Origin of the sequence: Jeotgalibacillus proteolyticus, from assembly GCF_050107735.1 — a bacterium.
GTDB lineage: Bacteria > Bacillota > Bacilli > Bacillales > Jeotgalibacillaceae > Jeotgalibacillus > Jeotgalibacillus proteolyticus_A.
Map to the genome: position 1 here is coordinate 38,225 of NZ_JBNILO010000001.1, position 24,475 is coordinate 62,699.

Annotated in this window: 21 protein-coding genes and 1 riboswitch; of the genes, 20 read left to right on the plus strand and 1 reads right to left on the minus strand. The window is 46.5% G+C overall.

Translation table 11 applies throughout. The features are described 5' to 3' along the window. Positions 1-3: 3 nt before the first annotated feature. The 13 genes from ACQCT8_RS00210 (at position 4) to ACQCT8_RS00270 (ending at position 12,263) form a co-directional block, all read left to right on the plus strand. Positions 4-975: a ring-cleaving dioxygenase gene (locus tag ACQCT8_RS00210; protein ID WP_426867693.1), complete on the plus strand. Its 972-nt coding sequence runs from the start codon at positions 4-6 to the stop codon at positions 973-975. A gap of 345 nt (positions 976-1,320) precedes the next feature. Next, positions 1,321-1,510, plus strand: a riboswitch (cobalamin riboswitch). Positions 1,511-1,718: 208 nt separating this feature from the next. Continuing rightward, a complete protein-coding gene (locus ACQCT8_RS00215; RefSeq protein ID WP_426867694.1) occupies positions 1,719-2,696 on the plus strand; it encodes an ABC transporter substrate-binding protein in 978 nt (325 codons plus the stop codon). Then, positions 2,659-3,714 (plus strand): FecCD family ABC transporter permease, encoded by a 1,056-nt coding sequence (locus ACQCT8_RS00220; RefSeq protein WP_426867695.1) that lies wholly within the window; start codon positions 2,659-2,661, stop codon positions 3,712-3,714. Before ACQCT8_RS00215 ends, ACQCT8_RS00220 begins: the two co-directional genes overlap by 38 nt. 2 nt (positions 3,715-3,716) lie before the next feature. After that, complete coding sequence (locus ACQCT8_RS00225) at positions 3,717-5,183, plus strand: adenosylcobinamide amidohydrolase (protein WP_426867696.1); 1,467 nt, start codon at positions 3,717-3,719, stop codon at positions 5,181-5,183. Beyond that, positions 5,184-6,149: an adenosylcobinamide-phosphate synthase CbiB gene (cbiB, locus tag ACQCT8_RS00230; RefSeq protein ID WP_426867697.1), complete on the plus strand. Its 966-nt coding sequence runs from the start codon at positions 5,184-5,186 to the stop codon at positions 6,147-6,149. Continuing rightward, positions 6,124-7,200, plus strand: a complete 1,077-nt coding sequence (locus tag ACQCT8_RS00235) for a pyridoxal phosphate-dependent aminotransferase (RefSeq protein ID WP_426867698.1) — start codon at positions 6,124-6,126, stop codon at positions 7,198-7,200. The genes cbiB and ACQCT8_RS00235 overlap by 26 nt, the downstream gene beginning before the upstream one ends. Continuing rightward, the gene (locus ACQCT8_RS00240) at positions 7,182-7,742 is read left to right on the plus strand and encodes a bifunctional adenosylcobinamide kinase/adenosylcobinamide-phosphate guanylyltransferase (RefSeq protein ID WP_426867699.1); all 561 of its coding nucleotides are present in this window, start codon (positions 7,182-7,184) and stop codon (positions 7,740-7,742) included. The genes ACQCT8_RS00235 and ACQCT8_RS00240 overlap by 19 nt, the downstream gene beginning before the upstream one ends. Then, entirely contained in the window at positions 7,730-9,241 is a 1,512-nt protein-coding gene (locus ACQCT8_RS00245; protein ID WP_426867700.1) for a cobyric acid synthase, read from the plus strand. The genes ACQCT8_RS00240 and ACQCT8_RS00245 overlap by 13 nt, the downstream gene beginning before the upstream one ends. Continuing rightward, positions 9,238-10,032 carry an adenosylcobinamide-GDP ribazoletransferase gene (locus tag ACQCT8_RS00250; protein WP_426867701.1) on the plus strand — a complete coding sequence of 265 codons (795 nt, stop codon included), beginning with the start codon at positions 9,238-9,240 and terminating at the stop codon, positions 10,030-10,032. Before ACQCT8_RS00245 ends, ACQCT8_RS00250 begins: the two co-directional genes overlap by 4 nt. Next, positions 9,984-10,619 (plus strand): histidine phosphatase family protein, encoded by a 636-nt coding sequence (locus ACQCT8_RS00255; RefSeq protein WP_426867702.1) that lies wholly within the window; start codon positions 9,984-9,986, stop codon positions 10,617-10,619. The genes ACQCT8_RS00250 and ACQCT8_RS00255 overlap by 49 nt, the downstream gene beginning before the upstream one ends. Then, positions 10,571-11,020 carry a hypothetical protein gene (locus ACQCT8_RS00260; protein WP_426867703.1) on the plus strand — a complete coding sequence of 150 codons (450 nt, stop codon included), beginning with the start codon at positions 10,571-10,573 and terminating at the stop codon, positions 11,018-11,020. Before ACQCT8_RS00255 ends, ACQCT8_RS00260 begins: the two co-directional genes overlap by 49 nt. Further along, complete coding sequence (locus tag ACQCT8_RS00265) at positions 11,017-11,607, plus strand: cob(I)yrinic acid a,c-diamide adenosyltransferase (RefSeq protein ID WP_426867704.1); 591 nt, start codon at positions 11,017-11,019, stop codon at positions 11,605-11,607. The genes ACQCT8_RS00260 and ACQCT8_RS00265 overlap by 4 nt, the downstream gene beginning before the upstream one ends. Further along, positions 11,604-12,263 (plus strand): ATP-binding protein, encoded by a 660-nt coding sequence (locus tag ACQCT8_RS00270; protein WP_426867705.1) that lies wholly within the window; start codon positions 11,604-11,606, stop codon positions 12,261-12,263. The genes ACQCT8_RS00265 and ACQCT8_RS00270 overlap by 4 nt, the downstream gene beginning before the upstream one ends. A gap of 22 nt (positions 12,264-12,285) precedes the next feature. Here ACQCT8_RS00270 and ACQCT8_RS00275 read toward each other — a convergent pair whose 3' ends face one another. Then, a complete protein-coding gene (locus ACQCT8_RS00275) occupies positions 12,286-13,479 on the minus strand; it encodes a phospholipase D-like domain-containing protein (protein WP_426867706.1) in 1,194 nt (397 codons plus the stop codon). A gap of 263 nt (positions 13,480-13,742) precedes the next feature. On the opposite strand from ACQCT8_RS00275, the gene ACQCT8_RS00280 reads away from it, so the two are divergent. The 7 genes from ACQCT8_RS00280 to icmF all read left to right on the plus strand — a co-directional run bounded on the left by ACQCT8_RS00280 (position 13,743) and on the right by icmF (position 24,380). Next, positions 13,743-15,851: a (Fe-S)-binding protein gene (locus ACQCT8_RS00280; protein WP_426867707.1), complete on the plus strand. Its 2,109-nt coding sequence runs from the start codon at positions 13,743-13,745 to the stop codon at positions 15,849-15,851. A gap of 181 nt (positions 15,852-16,032) precedes the next feature. Then, positions 16,033-17,223, plus strand: a complete 1,191-nt coding sequence (locus ACQCT8_RS00285; protein ID WP_426867708.1) for an acetyl-CoA C-acetyltransferase — start codon at positions 16,033-16,035, stop codon at positions 17,221-17,223. After that, positions 17,223-18,074: a 3-hydroxybutyryl-CoA dehydrogenase gene (locus tag ACQCT8_RS00290; protein WP_426867709.1), complete on the plus strand. Its 852-nt coding sequence runs from the start codon at positions 17,223-17,225 to the stop codon at positions 18,072-18,074. The genes ACQCT8_RS00285 and ACQCT8_RS00290 overlap by 1 nt, the downstream gene beginning before the upstream one ends. Positions 18,075-18,093: 19 nt before the next feature. Next, entirely contained in the window at positions 18,094-19,230 is a 1,137-nt protein-coding gene (locus ACQCT8_RS00295) for an acyl-CoA dehydrogenase (RefSeq protein ID WP_426867710.1), read from the plus strand. Positions 19,231-19,257: 27 nt separating this feature from the next. After that, positions 19,258-20,397 (plus strand): acyl-CoA dehydrogenase, encoded by a 1,140-nt coding sequence (locus ACQCT8_RS00300; protein WP_426867711.1) that lies wholly within the window; start codon positions 19,258-19,260, stop codon positions 20,395-20,397. Positions 20,398-20,460: 63 nt separating this feature from the next. After that, a complete protein-coding gene (locus ACQCT8_RS00305) occupies positions 20,461-21,108 on the plus strand; it encodes a TetR/AcrR family transcriptional regulator (protein ID WP_278239857.1) in 648 nt (215 codons plus the stop codon). 8 nt (positions 21,109-21,116) lie between these two features. After that, positions 21,117-24,380: a fused isobutyryl-CoA mutase/GTPase IcmF gene (icmF, locus tag ACQCT8_RS00310; RefSeq protein ID WP_426868278.1), complete on the plus strand. Its 3,264-nt coding sequence runs from the start codon at positions 21,117-21,119 to the stop codon at positions 24,378-24,380. Positions 24,381-24,475: the final 95 nt, after the last annotated feature.

Here is a 24,475-nt window from a genome sequence, read left to right on the forward strand (position 1 = left end):
ATTATGAATGTAACCGGAATTCACCACGTATCTGCTATAACAGGACAAGCGGAGGAAAATTATGATTTCTTCACCCGTGTGCTTGGGATGCGTTTAGTTAAAAGAACCGTAAATCAGGACAGTACATCTTCCTATCATTTGTTTTACGCTGATGCGGTAGGAAGTGCCGGAACAGATATGACGTATTTTGATATTCCGATGGCAGGAAGAACGTATCCGGGAGTTTCAAGTATCTCAAATACGGCTTTCCGTGTACCAACTACCGATTCGCTTCACTACTGGAAAGGGAGATTTGAAGAGCTTTCTATTAAGCATGAGGATATTCAAAAACGTGCGAATCGCGACACGCTTTATTTTGAAGACAATGAGGGATCGCGCTTGATGCTGGTAGCGGATAACGGAGAAGAAGGGGTAGCACCAGGGATCCCCTGGACTGGCGCTGGCATCCCTGAGGAGCATGCAATCGTTGGACTTGGTCCCGTCACATTGACGGTGCGCTATGCAGACCGCACCATTGAAGTACTGGAAAAAGTGCTTGGCTTTAAAAAAGCAGGTGAATATGCATCAAATGCAGGAGATTTCCCCGCGATTCAGGTGATGTCTGTTGGAGAAGGCGGCACAGGAGCCGAAGTGCATATTGAAGAACGGCCGGACCTTCCACCGGAGCGTCCGGGAAGAGGAAGTGTTCATCACGTTGCCTTCCGCATTCCAACCTATGAAGAGTATGATAAGTGGGATGACCGTCTGCGCAGCTTCGGTCTGCAGACATCAGGTGAGGTAGACCGTTTTTATTTCCGTTCGATTTATTTCAGAGAAGCCAATGGCATTCTTTTTGAACTCGCGACGGATCAGCCAGGCTTTGCAACAGACGAAGACATGGACCACCTCGGTGAATCGCTGGCGCTGCCGCCATTTTTAGAGCCCCGCCGCAAAGAAATCGAAGCATCCCTGCGCCCGCTTGAAATTAAAAAATAAGAGTGGAGAAAACAACAAAGAGCTTGGGACAAAAATGTCTCAAGCTCTTTGACCGGTTCGCTGCGCTTCAGGCCTTACCTCCAGTCAAGCTTTTTTAACAATTAGTATGTATTTAATGAATATTGAAGCCTTTAAAAAGGAAAACAATCTAATTAAGGCTCTGGCTCAAGTGGTAAAAAGAATGGTGAACTCGTGAAGATGCCATAAAATCAAAGGGTGCCACCTCCTGATTAAACGATAAGAATACGCCTGCAATGGAAGTGAGCTGATCTCCTTTTCAAGCGCTTTTTAAATTAGTGTGCTTCATCTGTCGATATTTGCTATAATGCTAATAGAAAAAACATTTTGATACGGACGGATGCAGGTGCTCTTTTTTTAAGGAAAGAGTTAAAAGGGAAGCTGGTGAAAACCCAGCGCGGTCCCGCCACTGTAAAATGGAAGTGAATTGCCGGTCACCACTGTAGCACTGCGCTATGGGAAGGGGCGATGAACAGAGCCATTAAGCCAGGAAACCTGCCTGCATTCATCACACCAGACAGCCTACGAGGATAGGCCGGTGTTGCAGGCTTCGTTTTATTGAGCACTTTGCTTAAGCGATTCTTTATGCAACCCAGCATCTCCTTCCGGTGAGATGTTTTTTTGTGTTTACGGCTGGCAAAGATACTGGCGGATATTCTTTGATGTACGACGCTTTTACGATTCGCTGCATGGCAAAAAAGAGAGTATAAACAGGGGGAAAAGGCATGAAGAATTGGAAATGGATCAGCAGCTTTATTGTAGCATTAGGTCTTTTAGGAGCCTGCAGTGATGCGGAGCCTGCAGCAGAGCCTGATACAGAAAATGAGACGGAGCAGACAGAAGAGGCGGCACCTGAAGGAGAATTTCCTGTAACGGTGACGGATGCCAGAGACCAGGAAGTGACCATTGAGGAGCAGCCTGAAAAAATAGTATCGATGATTCCGAGCAACACAGAAATTGCGTTTGCACTAGGACTGGACGAAGAAATTGTAGGAGTCTCTGATTTTGATAACTACCCTGAAGAAGTGCAGGATAGAGAGAAAATAGGCGGAATGGAATTTAATGTGGAGAAAATTATTTCACTTGAGCCGGACGTCGTTCTTGCGCATGACTCAAATTCGATGCAGGAAGACGGCTTGCAGCAAATTGAAGCAGCTGGAATTCCGGTGGTTGTGATTGAAAACGCCGTTTCATTTAATCAGGTTTATGAAACGATTTCCATGATTGGCGAGATTTCAGGAAAAAATGATGAAGCAGAACAGGTCGTAACAGATATGCAGGATGGTTTTGCTGAGATTGAAGAGAAGGCAGCTGATCTTTCAGAAGAAGATCGCAAAGAGGTGTTGATTGATGTGTCAGGCTTGCCGGAAGTGTATGTGGCAGGAAGCAATACCTTTATGCAGGAAATGCTTGATTTGATTCAAGCCGATAATGTGGCAGAGGATCAGGAAGGGTTTGTGCTGTTGTCTGAAGAAGAAATCGTAAGCCGCAATCCGGAAACCGTCGTATTAACATATGGTGAATTCGTAGAAGATCCGATTGCACAATGGACAGGTCACGGAGGCTTTAGTGAAGTGGAGGCAGTCGTAAACGAAGATCTTCACGTGGTTTCATCTGACCCAGTTAATCGCTCAGGTCCAAGATTAGTAGAAGGAGCACAAGAGCTTGCTGAAGCCATCTACCCGGACGTCTTTGGCGAATAAAGTATGGATAGGCTATTCACTTTCATCGATTTTCCTGGTGATCGCTTTTTGTCTGGCGATCACGATAGGATCGGTACAAGTGCCCTTAAAAGAGATGCTCCAGATATTTTGGGGCTCTCTTTTTGGCACTCACGGGGAACTGGACCAAACGCTTAAAACCATCGTGGTGGATATTCGTTTTCCCCGGGTAGTGCTGGCATCGCTGGTAGGGGCATCGCTGGCGATTGCAGGTGCCTCCTTTCAGGGCTTGCTGAAAAACCCACTGGCAGACCCCTATACACTGGGTGTGTCTTCAGGGGCATCAGTCGGGGCAGTGATGACGATCTTTTTTGGGATTACACTGCCTGGACTGGGCAGTTTTACGCTGCCTGTAGTCAGTATTTTAGCAGCTCTTGCAACGCTCTTTATTGTGTTAGGGTTTGCCCGTTTTGTAGAGCGGTCGATGAAAATGGAAACCATCATTTTAACAGGAATCATATTCAGTTCTTTTCTGGGCTCCATTTTATCTTTAATGATTGCGTTAACGGGAGAAGAACTCAGGCAGATTATTAACTGGCTGCTTGGGAGCGTGTCAATGCGCGGCTGGGAATATATCCGTCTGATTGCGCCTTTTTTCATAATTGGGTCTTTCCTGTTGATGTGGAATGCGCGGGAGTTGAATGCCATGGCATTTGGCGAAGAACGTGCGCAGCATCTTGGCGTGAATGTCCGTTTGAGAAAATATGTCGTGCTGGCATCCGGTTCTTTGCTGACAGGAGCGGCAGTAGCGGTATCTGGCACCATCGGTTTTGTTGGCCTGGTGGTGCCTCATATGGTCCGAATGGCATGGGGGGCTGATCATCGGCATGTTCTTCCCCTTTCTGTGATCAATGGGGCAAGTCTGCTGATTGTTTGTGATTTAGCAGCGAGAACCATTATTTCCCCGACAGAGCTGCCGATCGGTGTGATTACGGCATTAATTGGCGCACCTGTATTCGGACTGATTTTGATTAAAAAGCGACGGGAAAGTAGAGGGTAGCTATGCTGAATGTACGAGATGCAAGCGGTGGATACGGTGAACGGACGGTAGTGGAAAAGGTGTCTTTTGAAGTAGAACAGCAGGAGATACTCGGAATATTGGGCCCGAATGGAAGCGGGAAAACAACGCTGATGAAAATGATCAGTGGAATTCTGCCAGTAAAGGAAGGGGCCATTACGTTCAGGGGAAAAGAGTTGGGTGCCTACTCATCTAAGCAACTGGCAAAAGAAATCGCCGTCCTGCCGCAGCTTCACAGCCATACGTTTGATTATTCGGTAAGAGAAACGGTATCCATGGGCAGATACCCGCACCAAAAAGGAATGTTTGCGCCGTGGACAAAAAAAGACGAAGCGGCGGTGACTGAGGCTATGAATCAGACCGGTGTGAGCGAATTTGAGCACCAGTCGATTCAGGACCTTTCAGGCGGGGAGCGACAGCGTGTGTTTTTAGCGCAGGCACTGGCGCAGGAACCGAAGCTGCTCCTGCTTGATGAACCGACCAACCATCTTGATCTTTCCTATCAGAAACAGCTGCTTGATTTACTGAAGGAATGGACTGCTACGCATGAATTGACGGTCGTCTCCATTTTTCACGATTTGAATATTGCGTCCTTATATTGCGACCGTCTGCTGCTGCTGCATGACGGGAAAACCGTTCGCCTTTCTTCACCAGGCGATGTGCTGAAAAAAGACATTGTTGAAAAGGTGTATCAGGCGCGGGTAGAGACCCAGATCCATCCCGAGCTGCCAAAGCCTCAGATTACGCTTTTGCCTGAGCATGGTCAAGAAAGCAGTTCAATCATACGAAAAGACCTTTTTCAGGTGAGCAGCCAGCACGTTCTTTTAACTGCCCCCCACATCTTAAAAACACTATCTTCTGCTGTCATTGGTGCAGGACTTGGTTGGCACCGTCACTTTGTTAACCGGCATGTGCCGATGGATTATGAATGTGCGGACAGCTATGAGGATATGTGCCGCTATGCGGATGAAAATGGATGGAGTGCGGCAGACACAGTTGGAATGATGACCGCTGTCGTGGTGGAAGATGTTGTGATCCGGGAGTTTGAACATGAAAAACTCTCAATCGTTGTGGCCGTTACGGCCGGAGTGGGAAATGCAGTGGATGTATCCCTTGCGCATCAGCGGAATGATAAGCAGACAGCCGGCACGATAAACAGCTGGATTTTCGTCAATGGAAAATTGTCTGATGAGGCTTTTATTCAGGCGATGATGACAGCTACAGAAGCAAAAGTAAAAGCGCTGCAGCAGCTGAACGTCAAAGATCCCATTACACAAACTCTTGCAACAGGCACCTCAACAGACAGTTTATTGGTAGCAGCCACTCAAAAGGGGGAATATGTACAGTACGCAGGACCAGTTACAGCCCTCGGTAAAATGATTGGAAGAGGAATCGTTGAGTGCACCGTTGAAGCCATTGAAGTCTACAGAAAACGCAAGAGCGGCACGTAAATGATCATCGCGCATTTGGCTGCCATGACGCTTGCACTTGCGGCAGATCGTATAATCGGAGATCCGCCTTCCTGGCCGCATCCTGTCAGATGGATCGGGTCTTTTATTTTATTTGTAGAACGAAAATGGAATAAAGGGAAATACAGAAAAACAAAAGGCGTGCTGCATCTTGCTTTCGCTCTCCTTCTGGTTTTATTTTTCACTGGTGGACTAATCTGGACTGCGTACTGGATTCATTGGTTGGCAGGCTTTTTTAGTGAAGTTATTTTGATCACCTCTGCACTTGCAGCTAAAAGCTTAAAAGAAGCAGCGCTTGAAGTGGCAAAGCCATTAGAACAAGGGAATCTGCAAGAAGCACGAAAAAAGCTTTCCTGGATCGTCGGAAGAGATACAGACGAGCTCAAGGAAAAGGAGATTGTCAGAGGAACCGTTGAAACGGTGGCCGAAAATACCAGCGACGGAATCACCGCTCCGCTTTTCTGGGCTTTTCTTGGAGGAGCGCCTGGCATTTGGCTTTACAAAGCGATTAACACTGGTGATTCAATCGTTGGGTATCGAAATGAGCGATTTCATGACTATGGCTGGGCCTGGGCAAAAATGGATGATCTAGCAAATTGGGTGCCCGCGAGAATAACGGGCTGGGTGATGCTTTTAACTATGAAAAAATCAGTGCACTCGCTTAAAGATTTATTCAAAAGACTTCCTAAAGAAGCAAAAAAGCACCCTAGCCCTAACAGCGGGTGGGGTGAAGCAGCGGTTGCGCTGCTGCTTAATATAAAGCTCGGAGGCACGAATTCCTATCAGGGGATTCCCTCCAATAGGCCGATTATCGGCTTGGGAACAGACAAATTAACCGTTCATCATATTCATCAATCGCTGCTCATCATGAATCGGACGATTATGTTGTTTTTACTTATTTGCTGGTTAGGGGGAATACTGTATGTCATTGCCTTCCCATGGGGCTAATCCCCAGACGCTTTATGAGAAAATGAATCTACCCATTCCATCATCTATTATTGATTTAAGTGAGAACTCAAACCCGCTTGGACCGCCGTCAATCATGAAAGAGCGCTGGTCTGAGTGGTTTGAGGTGATTTCATCTTATCCGGATCCTGAAGGACAGACGGTGAAACGGGTAGTTGCATCATTTCATCGCGTCCAAGCAAACCAGGTGGTGATGGGAAATGGGGCAGCAGAATTAATGATGGTGGCTGCAAAGCTTTGGCAGCACAAAACGATCGGTGTCATCCATCCCGCATTCAGTGAATATGAACGAGTCATTCTGGCAAACGGCGCGAAGCTTCAACGATTTTATACAGATGAGCACGCCAATTGGCAGGTTGATTCAGTGGAAATTGAAGCATTTCTGTCCCAGGGACATTCTCTTTTTATCTGTAATCCCGTAAATCCGACCGGCATGGTCTATCAAGTTGAACTTCTGGAAAAATGGCTAAGCCTTGCAGAACGTTCCAATGGGATGATCCTGCTGGATGAAGCGTTTATTGATATGCTGGGGGAAGAACACTCCATGAGCGATTGGACCGGCAGCCCGAATCTGCTGATTTTCAGATCCATGACAAAAATGTTCAGTCTGGCGGGACTTCGGCTTGGGTACGTGCTCGGCAATAAAGACGTGCTTAGTGAAATTTCTGCGCTTTTGCCGCACTGGAATGTGAATGCGCTCGCACAGCTCGCAGGTCAAGAGGTTTTACAGGATTCTGCCTTTCAGCAAAAGACCCGATCTTACATAAAAGCAGAGCGTCAGCGGATCCTGGATTATTTTAGAACTATAGGGTTCCGCACCTCTGAAAGTAAAGCAAACTATTTTTTATTACAGCCGCCTGACCCTGAAAAAACACCCCATTTATTTAAATGGCTCTTAGGTAAGGGAATTGTGCTTCGCCACACCGAAAATTACCTAGGGTTGGAGGGCCGCTGGCTCAGAGCGGGAATTAAATCACAAAAAGAAAATGATCAGTTTATGCAGGCGGTGAAAAAATGGCAGCAGGAAGGATGATCACCGTTATCGGCGGGGTTAGAAGCGGCAAAACAACCTGGGCGGAGCAGGCAGCGCTTCACAGGGCAAGGGAATATAACCGGCGGCTCGTCTATCTTGCGTCCGGTGTTGGGGTTGATGCCGAAATGAGAAGCCGGATCGAGCGGCATCAGCGCGATCGTTCAAAGGATCACTGGCTCACGATCGAACAGCCGGTTAACCTGATAGAGGCGATCGATGCCATTAACCCGAATGATGTAGTGGTCTGGGACTGCCTGACAACCTGGCTGACGAACGAATTAATCAGGCATGATCACAAAGACCGGTTGTTTTCTTTAATGGACGAATGGACAGAATGGGCTAACTGTATTAAACAAAAAGTGGACACTCTTTTTATCGTCTCGAATGAAGTATTGATGGAGCCGGTCTTTACTGAAGGCATGACAGCTGTTTATCAAAAGAAAATAGGGGAGCTTCATCAGGCGGCGGTAAGCATTTCAGACATCGCGATTGAAATGGAAGCGGGACTTCCGCTGATCCGGAAGGGAGAGTGGAAGGATTGAAGGGAATCATGCTTCAAGGTACGTCATCAGATGTCGGGAAAAGCCTGATCGCAACGTTGTTTTGCCGGCTGCTTGTCCAAGACGGTATAAATACCGTTCCATTTAAATCTCAAAATATGTCGAATAATTCATATGTCACAACGGACGGTTTTGAAATAGGCAGGGCACAGGGGATTCAAGCTGAAGCAGCGAAAGTTGAGGCTTCCGTTTGGATGAATCCGATTTTGCTGAAACCGCAAAATGACCGTGCATCAGAAGTGGTCTTATTTGGGAGACGAGTCGATTCATTAAGCGGCATGTCTTATCGCAGTGACTTTTACAACACAGCAAAGAAAGCAATTGAGACATCTTTAAACACTCTTGAAGAATCCTTTGATGCCATCGTAATAGAAGGCGCCGGAAGTCCGGTTGAAATGAATCTGCTCGACCGGGAGCTGGTTAATATGATGGTTGCTGAAATGGCGGATGTGCCGGTTCTGCTTGTGTCAGATATTGAAAGAGGAGGCGTTTTTGCCAGTATTTCAGGCACACTTTCCTTGCTTCGTGAAAAAGACCGGAGCAGAGTGAAAGGAATCATCATTAATAAGTTCCGCGGTGATAAAGCGTTATTTGATGATGGGGTAAAATGGATTGAAGAGCATACCGGTCTGCCGGTGGTGGGGGTGCTGCCAAAGCTTTCTCATCACGGCATTGAACAGGAGGATTCTCTTGGCGTCAAAGCACTGAAAGCAGGGCGGGGTGATCCGTCCAAAGCGCTGAAAATTGCAGTGATTGATCTTCCTTATATCTCAAATTTTACAGATATAGAAGTGCTGTTGGACGAAGAGGATGTTTCACTTCAATGGGTAAGGCGTCCTGAGGAGCTGACCGCACAGCCTGATCTTCTGATTATACCCGGGACAAAAAGTGTCATTCATTCTTTGAAGCAGCTGAAACAAAACGGCTGGCAGAAGGCGATGAAACAGCTTCATGAGGATGGCGCCTGGATAATGGGAATATGCGGGGGCTTTCAGATGATGGGCACAGAACTGATCGATCCGCATGGCGTGGATTCAGGAATTGTTCATTTACAGGAAAAAGGCTTTAACCTGATTCCATCCAAAACGATTTTTGAAGAAAAAAAGACCGTCATTCGCCGCACCGGCGTGATCCTTCCTATGGAGAAGCAGCCGGTTGTAAGCGTAAGCGGCTATGAAATACATTTAGGCAAAACAATAGTGGAGCCTTCTTTTTCTTCCCGGGCCCTGATCGTTTATGAAAATGGTGAAAAAGATGGAATCTGGGCACCGGAGCACAGAGTCATCGGCACCTATCTTCACGATATCTTTCGCGAAAAAGAAGCAAGAAACTATTTATTAAATGAAATCAGAGTATCAAAAGGTCTAACCCGTACAATGGGAGAGGATCCTAAAGAAGATGTGTATGATGATCTGGCGGAAAAGCTGAAGCCTTATCTTGATTGGGAGAAAATCCGGGAAATCATGGGGCTGCCTGTATGAAGAATACTTTTAAAGGGTTAATGCTGTCTTTTCAGTTTTTCACTGTTGTGCCCATTACCAAAGAAATAGAGCTAAATCAGCGAACCGTTCCGTGGATGATTGGCATGCTGCCGGCTGTCGGATTTATAATTGGGTGGACGATTGTTGGAACGGCCGAAGCAGCTGAATCTATATTTTCCATGAGTCCGCTCATGAAAGCATTTCTTGTCTGGGTCTTATTTATCATTTGGTCTGGCGGGCTGCATCTGGATGGCTGGACAGACGCAAGCGATGCTTATTTTTCATACAGCAGCCTTGAAAAGCGAGTAGATATTTTGAAGGATCCGCATGTTGGGGCGTTTGGTGTGCTGTCTTTAGTGGTGCTGCTTGCGGCGAAAGGTGTACTGCTAGTAGATCTTTTTAGTCAGTTTGAGGAATCTGTAATCTGGCTGATTTGGATCCCGATTTTATCCAGAGTGATGATGGGCGTACTACTAATTGCCGCTCCACTCGCCAAAGAAGAGGGTATCGCTTATTATCTAAGGCAGTCGCTTCATCCCAAACATATGAAAATTCCGCTAATCATGGGGACTGGGGCCTTAGTACTCCCTGCGCTGGCATTTGGCTTGATGGACTGGAAGCTGTTAATCCTTCTGGTGGCCGGTTTTCTTATTTTTTCGGTGATCCTTTGGCGTTTTGCAGTTAAACAATTTGGCGGAATCAACGGTGACCTGCTTGGCGCCGGATTAGAAGGAGGAGAATTATGGAGTCTGTTACTGGTGTGGAGCTATCTCTCTATCGTCACGGGGTAACAAAAGAAAATCTTGAAAAGGTATATATTGGCTGGACAGATGTTGAAGTAGCTGAAGAAGGGATTGAGCTTCTCAAGCGTACAAAGAGGTTCCGTCCAGAAGCTGACCGGATCATCTCAAGTGACTTGAAACGCTGTGTACAATCTGCAGACTTTCTGTTCCCTCATGATAAAAAGATTTACCATAAAGGGCTGCGCGAAATACATTTTGGGAGCTGGGAAGGCAAAAAGGCAGATGAATTATCCAAAAGAGAGGATTTTTCAATGTGGCTGGAAAACCCTCAGGAAATGCGCCCGGAAAACGGAGAATCGTTTGCTGAATTTTCCCAACGTATAGAAGCCGCATGGGACATGATCCGTGAATGGTGTTATCAGGACGGCATAGAAAAAATAGCGGTTGTCTCACATGGCGGCCCCATTCGACAGCTGCTCACAGCGCTTGCTCCTGAGAAAAAATCCTTCTGGGATTGGAAACCGCTGCATGGGCAGGGAATGACACTCTATTGGGCTGATCGCGAAGCCTTTAGGAGGGGTGAGAGATGCACTTCATTATCGGCGGTGCCTATAACGGAAAGGAGCAATGGGTAAAAGATGAGCTCAAAAGGACAAAGCGTCCTCATGAAAAAGTAATGGAATGGTCACCTGAGAAGTCATTAAAGGGACTGCAGCATGACGTTTTAGTGTGGTTTTCTATGGAAGACTGGGTGCTGCATCAATGCCATGGACCGTTACAGGATGATGAGATTGTGGAAGCTTTTAAGAACTGGATTGATCAATTGAATCTATGGGAAAAGAAGAACCAAACGAGAAGCGTCATGCTTGTGGGAACAGATCAGTCAAAAGGAATTGTACCATTGGATCATACCATGAGAAGGGCCCGGGATCTTTCAGGCTGGTGCTTTCAACACAGCGCACAAATGTCCTGCCGAGTTACACGAGTCTGGTATGGTATAGGAGAAGAGCTAAAACAGGAGGAGGCAGAAACATGAAAATTTACACACGCACAGGAGACAAAGGCCAGACAAGTCTGATAGGCGGGAGAGTAGACAAGGATGATATCCGAGTGGAAGCTTACGGCACGATTGACGAGGTCAACAGCTTTGTAGGGAAGGCAGTAGCAGAACTCGACAAAACAAAGTTCAAGGACATTGTGGAAGACCTTGAAGCGATTCAGCATGAACTATTTGATGCGGGGGGAGACCTGGCGAATGTTTCTTCGAAAAAGGAATGGAAGCTGGATGCCAAAGCAATTGATCAGCTCGAGCTCCGCATTGACCAGTTAATGGACGAATCTCCTGAGCTTGAGCGATTTGTGCTTCCCGGAGGAACAGCCGCTTCTGCATCGCTGCATATTGCCCGGACGGTTACGAGAAGAGCGGAAAGACTGACAGTTAAGCTTGCGAAGGCAGATCCGGCACTTCCAGCGGCGCCGCAGCAGTACCTGAACCGTCTTTCTGACTACCTTTTTGCCTGTGCTCGTGCAGTTAATGCAAGAGACGGTGTAGCGGATGTGGAATATATACGGAGTGCAAAGGTTTTTCGCACCGGTAAACGCTCACCTAAAGAAGAGCAATGAAACCGTCTATGACCGGAAGGAATGCAGTCCAATGGAACGCAGGAAAAAATGACTGGGTGGTTACCACTGACAACAGCGGCGGCATCGGCGAAAAGGAGCTGGACGAAGTCCAGGCTCCTTATGAGACCGTCGCGTACTTTTCATTTCGCACCGCTGTGCTGGATGCTCTTTCTGCCGGTGCACTGCCCAAACTCGTTCTTTTAAATAATTTCTGCGGTAACGAAGCATGGGAGGGTCTTTGTAATGGCATCAGCCTTGGTCTTCAGGAAATGGGACTGGCGGATGTTAGCGTGTCCGGCAGTACAGAATCAAATGTTAATATGCTTCAGTCAGCCATTTCCGTTACCGTCATCGGTGAGCGGTTCCGCCATTTCGAGCCTTCTCAAGAGCTGAAGTGGACATTAGAAGGAGAGCCGCTTGTTGGAAAAGAGGTTTTGATGTTTCCTGATAAGATTGCTTCTCTGTCAAAAGCCGCAGAGTTAGCAAAAGACCCCAACACAGCTGTTTTATGGCCGGTGGGATCAAAGGGAATTGCGTTCGAATGGGAGAGAATGCATATTCAGTACGGCTGGCAGCAGGCAGACTTGCCTTTTCAGTCTGATCCTGTTAAATCAGCCGGCCCGGCAACATGTTTCATGCTAGGAAAAAGACTTTAAAAGCATCTTCTTTAATTAGAAATTAAAGAAGGTGGGAAAAAGAACGCGCAACGAGTTCCATCGCCGAGCCGCCGATTCCCTCCGGCTTTAGCTGATCCTTTGAAATGCGCACTGAATGCTGCAGATCTTTTTGAATGCTTTGCTGAACCTGAAGAATAATTCTTTGGTCTGTTGTCAGCACATTTAATTCATCGTTTATTAAAATGCTTCTACGATCAAAATTGGTCGTTCCCACATCACAAAGTTTCTCATCAATCAGCAGCACTTTTGCGTGGTAAAATCCATGCTCAAACTGATAAACATGCGCTCCAAGGTCAATCAATTCTCTCAAGAAATGATAGGATGCAGGCTGAACCAGTGCATGGTCCGGTGTGCCCGGTACAAGGATCGTAATACTAATATTCTGTGCCAGCTTATTTTTTAAGCAAGAGAAGAGCTTCTCAGTTGGAATAAAGTAAGGTGTGCCAATAAAAATCGATTTTTGCGCCAGATCAAATAGGTCCAGCATAAAGGCTTCCATATTGACCGGCTCTGAAGGTACGATCTGATAAGAAAAAGAGCCTTTAGCTTCATGAGAAACCGCCTCAAAGTGATTCTGAGTTTTCTTAAACTCCCTTTGCCAATCAATCTGAAACTCAGAAAGCAAATCTTCTACACCGGAGCCTGTTATGCGGAGGTGATAATCACGCCAGGGAGAAAGGACAGGATCCAGGTTCACATACTCCCTCCCTATATTAAAGCCGCCAACATGCGCGATTTCCCCATCAATGATGACAATTTTTCTGTGATTTCTCCGCTGCAGGGAAAACAGGGAACCTTTAAAAATCAGCGGGCGGCTGAGGGCAATATGAATCCCTGCTTCCTGCAAGGGTTTAACCCATTTTTTCATGTTCTTACTGCCGAGCGCATCACATAGGATTCGAACCTCAATCCCATCTTTTACCCGGCCCTCCAATAGAGAAAAAAGCCGTCTTCCTACCTCATCAGGCTCTATAATATAAAATAAAAGACAAATTGAACGCTTTGCTTCCATGATGTCAAGCTCAAGCGATTTCATCCATGCAACTCCGTCATCATAAAAATTCATTTCACCTTTTCTCCAAGGATAAACAGAGGATCTGCGCTTACGTTTAAGGGAATGCATGCCCATAAGCCAATCCAGCCTCAGCCAGCCAATAATCATAAGTAGAATAGCAAAAACTTTTAGAACCTTCATTCGACTACCTCCTGTTCCTCTTTTTTAGCATGCCCATTCTTTTCAAAAATAGCTCTTAAGCAGAAGATTACAAAAGAATCCAGCCCATGTAAGGCAGGAACAGCGGGAAAAAGGAGCCTGAAACACGTCTTTAAGCAAGGTGAAATGAAGCAGCGGATAGAAGAAAATCAATGAAAAAACATTGACTGAATGCTCATTCATTATATAATAGACATAGACAGAATTTTTTTAATTTAGCAGCAAAGGGGAGGAGTGCATCAATCATGGGGAATATATTGCTTATTATCAATTGGATTGCGTTTATTCTTGTAACCGCTTACGCAATTTATTTGTTCGGCTATTTAGTGAAAACACGGTATGAATTCATTAGGCTTGGGAAGAAAACTGAGTTTGATAATAATGTCAAAGTGCGAATGAAGAAGTTTATCGTTCAGGTATTTGGCCAGAAAAAGCTGCTCAAAGACAAAAAAAGCGGCATCATTCATGTTATGTTCTTTTATGGATTTTTGCTGGTGCAGGTTGGTGCGATAGATTTTATTTATAAAGGTCTCGTTCCTGGAGCGCATCTGCCGCTTGGTATTTTTTATCCTGGATTTACGTTTTTTCAGGAACTTGTCACCCTGATGATCCTGGTGGCAGTAGGCTGGGCGTTTTACCGGAGATATATGGAGAAGCTTGTCCGTCTGAAAAGGGGATTTAAATCAGGCCTTGTGCTGATTTTTATTGGCGGATTAATGCTGTCTGTTTTAATCGGAAATGGTGCAGGACTTGTTTGGCTGAACCATGATTTAACGTGGACGGAGCCGGTTGCTTCCCTCATTGCAGGGGCTACAGGCTGGCTTGGTGAAGGCTTTGCAGTTGTGCTGTTTTATGTTGCATGGTGGGCGCATCTTTTATTCCTGCTTGGGTTTTTAGTGTATGTTCCGCAATCTAAGCATGCTCACTTAATTGCCGGTCCGGCCAATGTGTATTTTAACCGCATTGATAATCCGGGCAAACTGAACAAAATAGATTTTGAAGACGAAACGCAGGAAACCTACGGAGTTGGGAAGGTTCAGGACTTTACACAGCTTCAGCTGATTGATTTATATGCTTGTGTGGAATGCGGACGCTGTACAAATATGTGTCCTGCCACCGGAACAGGCAAGATGCTGTCGCCGATGGATTTGATTACAAAAATTCGCGACAATCTTACTTTTACAGGCGCAGCGATTACTTCTCAATCTCCATGGGTGCCGGTGCCTGCTTTTGCCAATACAAAAGGCAATCAGGTGGCAGCTGCCTCTGAGAGCGGAGGTCAGGAAGCAGCCTTTGATATGTATCACCCAAGCCTGATCGGCGATGTGATCACGGAGGAAGAAATCTGGGCCTGTACAACTTGCCGCAATTGCGAGGACCAGTGCCCGGTGATGAATGAGCATGTTGATAAGATAATCGATCTGCGCCGCTACCTTGTGTTAACAGAAGGAAAAATGGATCCGGATGCACAAAGAGCCATACAAAACATTGAGCGTCAGGGCAATCCATGGGGGCTGAACCGGAAAGAGCGTGAAAACTGGCGTGAAGCCCGTGAAGATGTCATCGTTCCAACGATTAAAGAAATGAAAAAAGCCGACGAAGACTTTGAGTACTTGTTCTGGGTCGGCTCAATGGGCTCATTTGACAACCGCAGCCAAAAAATCGCACTTTCTTTTGCAAAGCTGCTGAACGAGGCAGGCGTAAAATTTGCGATTCTTGGAAACAAGGAAAAGAACTCCGGAGATACGCCAAGAAGACTTGGAAATGAGTTTTTATTTCAGGAACTTGCGACCGCGAATATTGCCGAGTTTGAAAAAAATGAAATTACAAAGATCATCACCATTGACCCGCATGCGTACAATGTATTTAAAAATGAGTATCCGGACTTTGGCTTAAAAGCAGAAGTATACCATCACACTGAGATCCTCGCACAGCTTGTGAAGGACGGCCGACTGAAGCCGGTTCATGCAGTAAACGAGAAAATAACGTTCCATGATTCATGTTATCTAGGAAGATACAACGAAGTATATGATCCACCGCGTGAGATCCTGAAAGCCATCCCGGGTGTAACGCTGATTGAAATGAAACGAAACCGGGAAAACGGCATGTGCTGTGGCGCAGGTGGAGGTTTAATGTGGATGGAGGAAGATAAAGGGCATCGCGTAAATGTCGCCCGTACTGAACAGGCGCTTGAAGTGCAGCCTTCAGTCATCTCCTCCGGCTGTCCATACTGTCTGACGATGCTGTCGGATGGAACAAAAGCAAAAGAAGTGGAAGAAGAGGTCGGTACGTACGACGTAGCGGAACTCCTGGAAAGAAGCATTATAGGAACAGGGAAAGTAGACATTGCCTAATCATAGAGGTTAAGCGGAAATTCGCTTAACCTGCTTGTTTTTAAATGATGTAATCGCTTACAATTAAAACGGAAGCAAAACATTTCTTATAACCGAGGGACGCAGGGTGTCCCTTTTCTTTTGAACGCTTTATGAGCGAACGCTCAGTCAATTTACTTTATAAACAGGGAGGAAACGAACAATGGGGAAAACGGTAATTCTTGATGGGGCACGAACTCCTTTTGGAAAATTTGGAGGTGGTCTGTCTTCATTTTCTGCATCAGATTTAGGGGGCTTTGCGATTAAAGAAGCTTTGGAGCGTGCAAAAGTCGAACCTTCAGAAGTAGATGAAGTGATTATGGGCACTGTTCTTCAGGGAGGGCAGGGGCAGATTCCTTCCAGACAGGCAGCGCAAAAAGCCGGAATACCATGGGAAGTGAAAACCGAAACCATTAACAAAGTATGTGCTTCTGGGATGCGAAGTGTCACATTAGGCGATCAGCTGATTCGTTTAGGGGACGAATCGTTAATCGTGGCAGGCGGAATGGAATCGATGACGAATGCTCCCTACTTTATGGATAAAGCAAGAAGCGGATTTAGAATGGGAGATGCGGCGGTAAAAGACATGATGGTGCACGACGGATTAACCTGTTCATTTAATCATGTTCATATGGGCAACTACGGAAATTCAACAGCTGCAGAATTCGGTCTGACGAGAGAGCAGCAGGACGAATGGGCGCTGCGAAGCCATCAGCGGGCCGGAAAAGCGATCGAGAAAGGCATCTTTGCTGAAGAAATTGTAGCGCTTGAAGTGCCCCAGCGCAAAAAAGAACCTGTGACCATCGCAAACGACGAATCGCCAAGGCTCGATACCTCCTTAGAAAAACTTTCAGGTTTGCGTCCGGCATTTGATAAAGACGGTTCCATTACTGCGGGGAATGCGCCGGGAATTAACGATGGGGCCTGTGCAATGGTCTTAATGAGTGAAGAGCGCGCACAAAGAGAAAACAAATCAATTCTTGCGACGATTTTAGGTCATGCAGAGGTTGCGGTTGAAGCGAAAGATTTTCCGCAAACACCTGGTCTTGTGATTAATAAACTTCTTGAAAAAACAGGACGCAGCCTGGAAGAAGTGAAGCTGATTGAAATTAATGAAGCTTTCTCAGCCGTCGCTTTAGCCAGCGCGAAAATCGCCAATCTCGATCCTGAAAAAGTAAATGTAAACGGAGGAGCGGTCGCACTTGGCCATCCGATTGGAGCAAGCGGTGCACGCGTGATCCTGACACTTGCCTATGAACTGAAAAGAAGAGGCGGCGGACTCGGCATCGCTTCTATTTGCAGCGGAGGCGGTCAGGGAGATGCTGTTCTGATTGAAGTGAAGGGAGAGATTTGATGACGATCAAAAAAGTAATGGTTATTGGTGCAGGGCAGATGGGCGGAGGGATTGCCCAGGTCTGTGCCCAGGCGGGATATGAAGTAACGTTAAATGATATTAAAGACGATTTTTTAGAGCGCGGCATTGCTGGAATCGAAAAGAATCTTTCCCGCTCCGTAGAAAAGGGCCGCATGACAGAGGAAGAAAAAAACGCCTGTCTGTCACGAATCAGCCGATCCACTGATATTCAGGATGCTTCCGCTGCGGATATCATTATTGAAGCGGCTGTGGAAAATATGACAGTAAAAACGGAGATCTTTAAGAAGCTTGATCAGGCTGCACCGGCTCACGCAATCCTTGCGACAAATACGTCATCTCTCCCGATTACGGAGATAGCTGCCGCAACGAAGCGTCCTGAAAAGGTTATTGGCATGCATTTTATGAACCCGGTGCCGGTTATGAAACTCGTAGAAATTATCCGGGGCCTTGCCACTGCAAATGAAGTCTATCTGGCGGTTGAAGAAATGACGAGAACATTAAATAAAGCACCCGTTGAAGTCAATGATTTCCCTGGATTTGTGTCAAACCGCATTTTGATGCCCATGATCAATGAAGCGATCTATACCCTCTTTGAAGGAGTGGCCACGAAAGAAGCGATAGATGATGTCATGAAAATGGGCATGAATCATCCCATGGGTCCGCTGCAATTAGCAGATTTCATCGGTCTTGATACATGCTTATACATTATGGAAATCCTGCACGAAGGATTTGGCGACAGCAAATACCGTCCCTGTCCATTACTCAGAAAATATGTAAAAGCCGGCTGGCTGGGCAAGAAAACAGGCCGAGGCTTTTACGTGTACGACTAACATCAGGGGGGAACCGGGGATGGAACTGAGATTTACGGAAGAACAAAAAATGATGAGAAAAATGGTCCGCGACTTTGCTCGCGAAGAAATCACACCCTTTATAGAACGAATGGAAAAAGGGGAATTTCCCCGTGATATCGTAAAGAAAATGGGGAAGCTGGGCTTAATGGGCATCTCCGTTCCGGAAAAATACGGCGGGTCTGAAATGGATTTTATTTCTTATATCATTGCCGTACATGAACTATCTAAAGTAAGTGCGGTGGTAGGGGTCATCCTTTCTGTCCACACATCTGTAGGCACAAATCCGATACTTTATTATGGCAATGAAGAGCAGAAGCAAAAGTATGTGCCAAAGCTTGCATCAGGTGAGCACCTGGGAGCCTTTTGTTTAACAGAACCCGGCGCAGGCTCTGATGCTGCAAGCCTGAAAACCAAAGCAGTGAAAAAAGATGATCACTATGTACTGAACGGATCAAAGATCTTCATTACAAATGGCGGAGAAGCAGATACGTATATTGTTTTTGCGATTACGGATCCTGCTGCAGGAACAAAAGGGATTTCTGCTTTTATCGTAGAAAAAGAGACGGCAGGCTTTATTGTCGGGAAAGACGAAGAAAAAATGGGACTGCATGGCTCACGCACCGTACAGCTAACCTTTGAAGATATGAAGGTGCCGATTGAGAATTTGCTGGGCAAAGAGGGAGAGGGCTTTAAGATTGCTCTTGGAAACCTGGATACAGGAAGAATCGGCATTGCAGCCAAATCACTGGGCATTGCAGAAGCTGCCTATGAAGCGGCGTGTGCTTATGCAAAAGAACGTGTCCAATTCGGCAAGCCGATCGCGCAGCAGCAGGGCATCGGGTTTAAGCTAGCGGATATGGCAACGGCCTCAGAAGCAGCGCGTCTGCTCGTTTATCAGGCGGCCTCCCTTAGAGCACAGGATAAGCCGTGCGGGAAAGAGGCATCCATTGCCAAGCTGTTTGCATCAACCACCGCCATGAACAATGCGATCGAAGCTGTTCAGGTTTTCGGAGGAAATGGCTACACAGAAGATTATCCTGTTGAGCGCTATTTTAGAGATGCGAAAATCAGTGAGATTTATGAGGGAACAAGTGAAATTCAGCGCATCGTCATCAGCAAACATGTCACAAAATAATTTACGAGATTGCTAGGAGGAAAAACCATGAACTTTACATTATCAGAAGAGCACAAAATGATCCGGAAAATGGTCCGTGATTTTGCTGAAAAAGAAGTGGCGCCAACAGCTGCCGAGCGGGATGAAGAAGAGCGCTTTGACCGCGGCATCTTCGATAAAATGGCTGAGCTTGGCCTGACAGGCATTCCGTGGCCGGAAGAGTACGGCGGAATCGGCAGTGACTATTTAGCGTATGTCATTGCAGTTGAAGAGCTTTCGCGTGTATGTGCATCAACAGGTGTGACACTGTCTGCGCATCTTTCCCTTGCCAGCTGGCCGATCTTTAAATTTGGAACAGAGGAACAAAAAAAGCATTACCTTTCTGCACTTGCTCAGGGTGAAATGCTTGGCGCCTATGGATTATCTGAGCCGGGAGCGGGGTCGGACGTTTCATCGATGAAAACAAAAGCGGTGAAGGATGGAGATCATTATGTATTAAACGGTTCAAAGGTGTGGATTACGAACGGCGGAGTAGCCGATTTGTATATCATTTTTGCCGTTACTGATCCATCTCAGGGAACCCGCGGCATGAGCGCATTTATTGTGGAAGCAGGCTATGAGGGCTTTTCAGTCGGTAAAAAAGAGAAAAAGCTGGGCATTCGCTCTTCTCCAACCACCGAATTGATTTTTGATCATGTGAAAGTCCCTGCTGCAAACCTCCTTGGAAAAGAAGGAGAAGGCTTCAAGATCGCGATGATGACACTTGACGGCGGCCGGAATGGGATCGCCGCACAGGCTGTAGGAATCGCGCAGGGGGCAATGGATGCAGCCATTGACTATGCAAAAGGCCGGGAGCAATTCGGGAAATCGATTCTTGCCAACCAGGGCGTTTCCTTTAAGATTGCCGATATGGCCACAGGCATTGAAGCCTCCCGCCTGCTGACGTATCAGGCAGCCTGGCTTGAGTCAGAAGGACTGCCTTACGGAAAAGAGTCCGCGATGTCAAAGCTGTTCGCTGGAGACACGGCCATGAAAGTAACGGTAGAAGCCGTTCAGGTATTCGGCGGCTATGGCTATACGAAGGATTATCCGGTTGAACGTTTCATGCGCGATGCGAAAATCACACAAATCTATGAGGGTACACAGGAGATCCAGCGTCTTGTAATCGGACGGACTGTGACGAAGTAAGGGATTGCCCTGAAAACCAATAGAGGGAAGAAAATCAATTTAGCTGGAAAGGCGGGGGTGCGCTTGGAGAAACGGCGTGAAGTACAGTCGTCGGTTAAAGATGAACGGCTCGTGGAAATGCGTCGCGATCAGATGATTAAAGGAGCGGTGGCGCTTTTTAAGCAAAAAGGATTTCATCGGACGACGACAAGAGAAATCGCCCGTGAATCCGGCTTCAGCATCGGAACGCTGTACGAATACATTCGGGCTAAAGAAGATGTGCTGTATCTGGTCTGTGACCGGATTTATGATGAGGTACGGGCGCAGCTGCATGGCATGGACCTGAATGCAGGAACCATTTCAAATTTATCGCTCGGCATCGCGCACTATTTTAAAGTAGTGGATGAAATGCAGGATGAAGTGCTTGTGATGTATCAGGAAGCAAAGTCCCTTTCTAAGGATGCGCTGCCTTACGTACTGAAAAAAGAGCTTGAAATGGTAAAAATGTTTGAAACCTTAATTCAAAAATGCGTCGAGCAGGGTGAGCTTGAAATGGAAGAAAAGCAGGTGCATCTTCTGGCGCAAAACATCTTCGTTCAGGGGCAGATGTGGGGCTTCCGAAGATGGGCGCTGCATCATGCCTACACGATTGATGAATATATTCAGCGGCAAACAGAGCTTCTGCTGTCGGGCATTACAGGCTACCAGGCAGGAGTGAAAAAGGGGGAGTAAACATGGCAATGAAAGAACCCGTTATTTATAAACCGGTTCATCCGGTCCGTTTTGTGACCGCTTCGAGCTTATTTGACGGTCATGACGCGTCGATTAATATTATGCGCAGAATTTTACAGTCAAGCGGAGCAGAAGTCATTCATCTGGGCCATAACCGGTCGGTGGAGGAAGTGGTGAATGCAGCGATTCAGGAAGACGTACAGGGGATTGCGATTTCTTCCTATCAGGGAGGACATGTTGAGTATTTTAAATATATGTTTGACCTGCTGAAAGAACGTGGAGCACCTCATATCCGGCTGTATGGCGGCGGTGGCGGCGTCATTATCCCGCGTGAAATTAAAGAACTTCATGACTATGGGATTGCGCGCATCTTTTCGCCGGAGGACGGCAGACAGCATGGATTGCAGGGTATGATTAATCAAATGCTTGAGGAATGTGACTTTTCCACTGTCAGTGCAGACATGACCCATCAGCTTGAAGAACTACAAAACGGAAAGACGCCTGTAGTATCCAAATTCATTTCACTTGCTGAATACCGCATGCAGCAGACAGATCAAAAGGAACAATGGCAGACCATTGTCAATGAGGTAAAAACCATTGAACAGCAAGCGCCTGTACTCGGAATCACGGGCACTGGCGGAGCGGGAAAAAGCTCGCTGACGGATGAACTTATCCGGCGTTTTATCAATGAGATACCGGACAAAAAAGTTGCGATTCTTTCCATTGATCCTACTAAGCAAAAAACAGGCGGTGCGCTACTTGGGGACCGTATTCGTATGAATGCCATTTTTTCGGATCGCGTTTACATGAGAAGCCTTGCAACCCGGGGATCCAAAAGTGAGCTTTCACTCGCCATTCGTGACGCCATCTCCGTTGTAAAGGCTGCGAAGTTTGATTTTATAATCGTAGAAACGAGCGGGATTGGACAAGGCGATGCGGAAATAGCCGATATAGCAGATGTCTCAATGTATGTGATGACAAGTGAATTCGGCGCGCCATCGCAGCTTGAAAAAATAGATATGATCGATTATGCAGACCTAATTGTCATCAATAAATTTGAACGCAAGGGATCTGAAGATGCGAGGCGTCAGGTGCAGAAGCAATATCAGCGGAGCCATATGCTGTTTGATCGCGACTTGGATGACATGCCTGTTTATGGAACGATCGCCTCCCAATTTAACGATGCAGGAACCAACGCTCTCTTTGCTGCACTTATGCACACCATCAGCGAAAAGACTTCAAGCAGCTGGACTACGGCTTTTTCCACCACAGCTGATGTTGAAAAACAAAATGTTATCATTCCAAATGACCGGCGTTATTATTTGCGGGAAATTGCTGAAACAGTGCGGCGCTATCATCAAACCGCTGACAATCAGGTAAAACTCGCACGCCGCTTTTTCCAGCTTGAAGGTGCCATCGCCGCCCTGAAAGAAGAAGGCGGAGCAGAAGAGACTCTTCAGCCGCTTGAATCACTTAGAAAAACTGTGTGGGATCAGCTTTCCGACTCATCTAAAAGAATACTTGAAGGATGGCTGGATCAAAAGGAATTATACGGAAAAGACAAATTCACCACCACAATCCGTGGTAAGGAAATCGTAACGGAGCTGACGACAAAAAGCTTATCCGGTTTGTCCATTCCAAAAGTTTCACTTCCTAAATACCAAGATTATGGTGAAATTTTAAAATGGGTATACAAAGAAAACGTTCCAGGTTCTTTTCCTTACACAGCAGGCGTCTTTCCATTTAAACGAAAAGGCGAGGATCCGAAACGTCAGTTTGCCGGGGAAGGAACGCCTGAGCGGACGAATCGCCGTTTTCACTATTTGTCAAAAGATGATGACGCAAAAAGACTAAGTACAGCATTCGACTCTGTTACCCTATACGGAGAAGATCCGGATCACCGCCCGGATATTTACGGGAAAGTCGGGGAATCCGGCGTCAGTATATGCACACTCGACGACATGAAAAAGCTATATGCGGGCTTTGATCTTTGTGCACCGAGCACATCCGTTTCGATGACCATTAATGGTCCCGCGCCGATCATCTTGGCGATGTTTATGAATGCTGCAATAGATCAGCAGGTCAGGAAAAAAGAAGAAGAGCTGGACCGAACGTTAACAATGGACGAATTCACCACGGTCCGTGAAGAAACGCTTCAGGTCGTTCGCGGAACAGTCCAGGCAGATATCTTAAAAGAAGATCAGGGACAGAATACCTGCATCTTTTCAACGGAGTTTGCGCTGAGAATGATGGGGGATATTCAGCAGTATTTTATTGATCATAAAGTGCGCAACTATTACTCTGTATCCATATCGGGCTATCATATCGCAGAAGCCGGTGCAAATCCTGTTTCCCAGCTGGCTTTTACTCTTGCCAATGGCTTCACGTACGTGGAATATTATTTAAGCCGGGGAATGGATATTAATGCGTTCGCACCAAACCTTTCTTTCTTTTTCTCTAATGGACTTGATCCTGAATATACGGTGATTGGAAGAGTCGCACGCCGAATCTGGTCGACCGTCATGAGAGACAAATACGGAGCAAATGAGCGCAGTCAGAAACTCAAATATCATATACAGACATCTGGCCGCTCACTGCATGCACAGGAAATTGACTTTAATGATATCCGTACCACGCTGCAGGCGCTAATGGCTTTGCAGGATAATTGCAACTCTCTTCACACAAATGCATACGACGAAGCCATTACAACCCCTACAGAAGAGTCAGTGCGGCGGGCAATGGCCATTCAAATGATTATTACAAAAGAACACGGCTTAAGCAAAAATGAAAATCCGCTTCAGGGATCGTTTATTGTGGAGGAATTGACGGACCTAGTTGAGGAAATGGTCCTCCAGGAATTTGAACGCATTAACGACCGTGGAGGAGTACTTGGCGCTATGGAAACACAGTATCAGCGCGGAAAGATCCAGGAAGAGTCCATGTTTTACGAAATGAAAAAGCATACAGGAGAACTCCCGATTGTGGGCGTGAACACCTACTTAAACCCGACGCCGCCTTCTGAAGAAGAAATGGACAGCATGGAGCTTGCACGTGCGACCAGAGAAGAAAAGGAAAGCCAGATCACGAACTTAAGAGTGTTTCAGGATGCCCACAATAAAGAAACGGCAGAAGCATTGGAGAAGCTGAAAGCAACCGCTGTTGCCGGTGGAAATCTTTTTGCTGAACTGATGGAAACGGTCAAAGTGGCAAGTCTTGGTCAAATTACGCACGCTCTCTATGAAGTAGGCGGCCAATACCGTCGAAATATGTAAAATCTTCGTAAATTGCCTGACGAAAGGTGAATTCCTGCGTCAGGTGTTTTTTTTTCGGTTATAATAAAGGGAATCTAACCCCAGCCGAAAAGGAA

Excerpts from the sequence above, each read along its gene's own strand:
- ACQCT8_RS00210 (WP_426867693.1), top strand. The coding sequence starts at position 4 with ATGAATGTAACCGGAATTCACCACGTATCTGCTATAACAGGACAAGCG.
- ACQCT8_RS00215 (WP_426867694.1), top strand. The coding sequence starts at position 1,719 with ATGAAGAATTGGAAATGGATCAGCAGCTTTATTGTAGCATTAGGTCTT.
- ACQCT8_RS00225 (WP_426867696.1), top strand. The coding sequence starts at position 3,717 with ATGCTGAATGTACGAGATGCAAGCGGTGGATACGGTGAACGGACGGTA.
- cbiB (WP_426867697.1), top strand. The coding sequence starts at position 5,184 with ATGATCATCGCGCATTTGGCTGCCATGACGCTTGCACTTGCGGCAGAT.
- ACQCT8_RS00235 (WP_426867698.1), top strand. The coding sequence starts at position 6,124 with ATGTCATTGCCTTCCCATGGGGCTAATCCCCAGACGCTTTATGAGAAA.
- ACQCT8_RS00240 (WP_426867699.1), top strand. The coding sequence starts at position 7,182 with ATGGCAGCAGGAAGGATGATCACCGTTATCGGCGGGGTTAGAAGCGGC.
- ACQCT8_RS00250 (WP_426867701.1), top strand. The coding sequence starts at position 9,238 with ATGAAGAATACTTTTAAAGGGTTAATGCTGTCTTTTCAGTTTTTCACT.
- ACQCT8_RS00255 (WP_426867702.1), top strand. The coding sequence starts at position 9,984 with ATGGAGTCTGTTACTGGTGTGGAGCTATCTCTCTATCGTCACGGGGTA.
- ACQCT8_RS00260 (WP_426867703.1), top strand. The coding sequence starts at position 10,571 with ATGCACTTCATTATCGGCGGTGCCTATAACGGAAAGGAGCAATGGGTA.
- ACQCT8_RS00265 (WP_426867704.1), top strand. The coding sequence starts at position 11,017 with ATGAAAATTTACACACGCACAGGAGACAAAGGCCAGACAAGTCTGATA.
- ACQCT8_RS00270 (WP_426867705.1), top strand. The coding sequence starts at position 11,604 with ATGAAACCGTCTATGACCGGAAGGAATGCAGTCCAATGGAACGCAGGA.
- ACQCT8_RS00275 (WP_426867706.1), bottom strand. The coding sequence starts at position 13,479 with ATGAAGGTTCTAAAAGTTTTTGCTATTCTACTTATGATTATTGGCTGG.
- ACQCT8_RS00280 (WP_426867707.1), top strand. The coding sequence starts at position 13,743 with ATGGGGAATATATTGCTTATTATCAATTGGATTGCGTTTATTCTTGTA.
- ACQCT8_RS00285 (WP_426867708.1), top strand. The coding sequence starts at position 16,033 with ATGGGGAAAACGGTAATTCTTGATGGGGCACGAACTCCTTTTGGAAAA.
- ACQCT8_RS00290 (WP_426867709.1), top strand. The coding sequence starts at position 17,223 with ATGACGATCAAAAAAGTAATGGTTATTGGTGCAGGGCAGATGGGCGGA.
- ACQCT8_RS00295 (WP_426867710.1), top strand. The coding sequence starts at position 18,094 with ATGGAACTGAGATTTACGGAAGAACAAAAAATGATGAGAAAAATGGTC.
- ACQCT8_RS00300 (WP_426867711.1), top strand. The coding sequence starts at position 19,258 with ATGAACTTTACATTATCAGAAGAGCACAAAATGATCCGGAAAATGGTC.
- icmF (WP_426868278.1), top strand. The coding sequence starts at position 21,117 with ATGAAAGAACCCGTTATTTATAAACCGGTTCATCCGGTCCGTTTTGTG.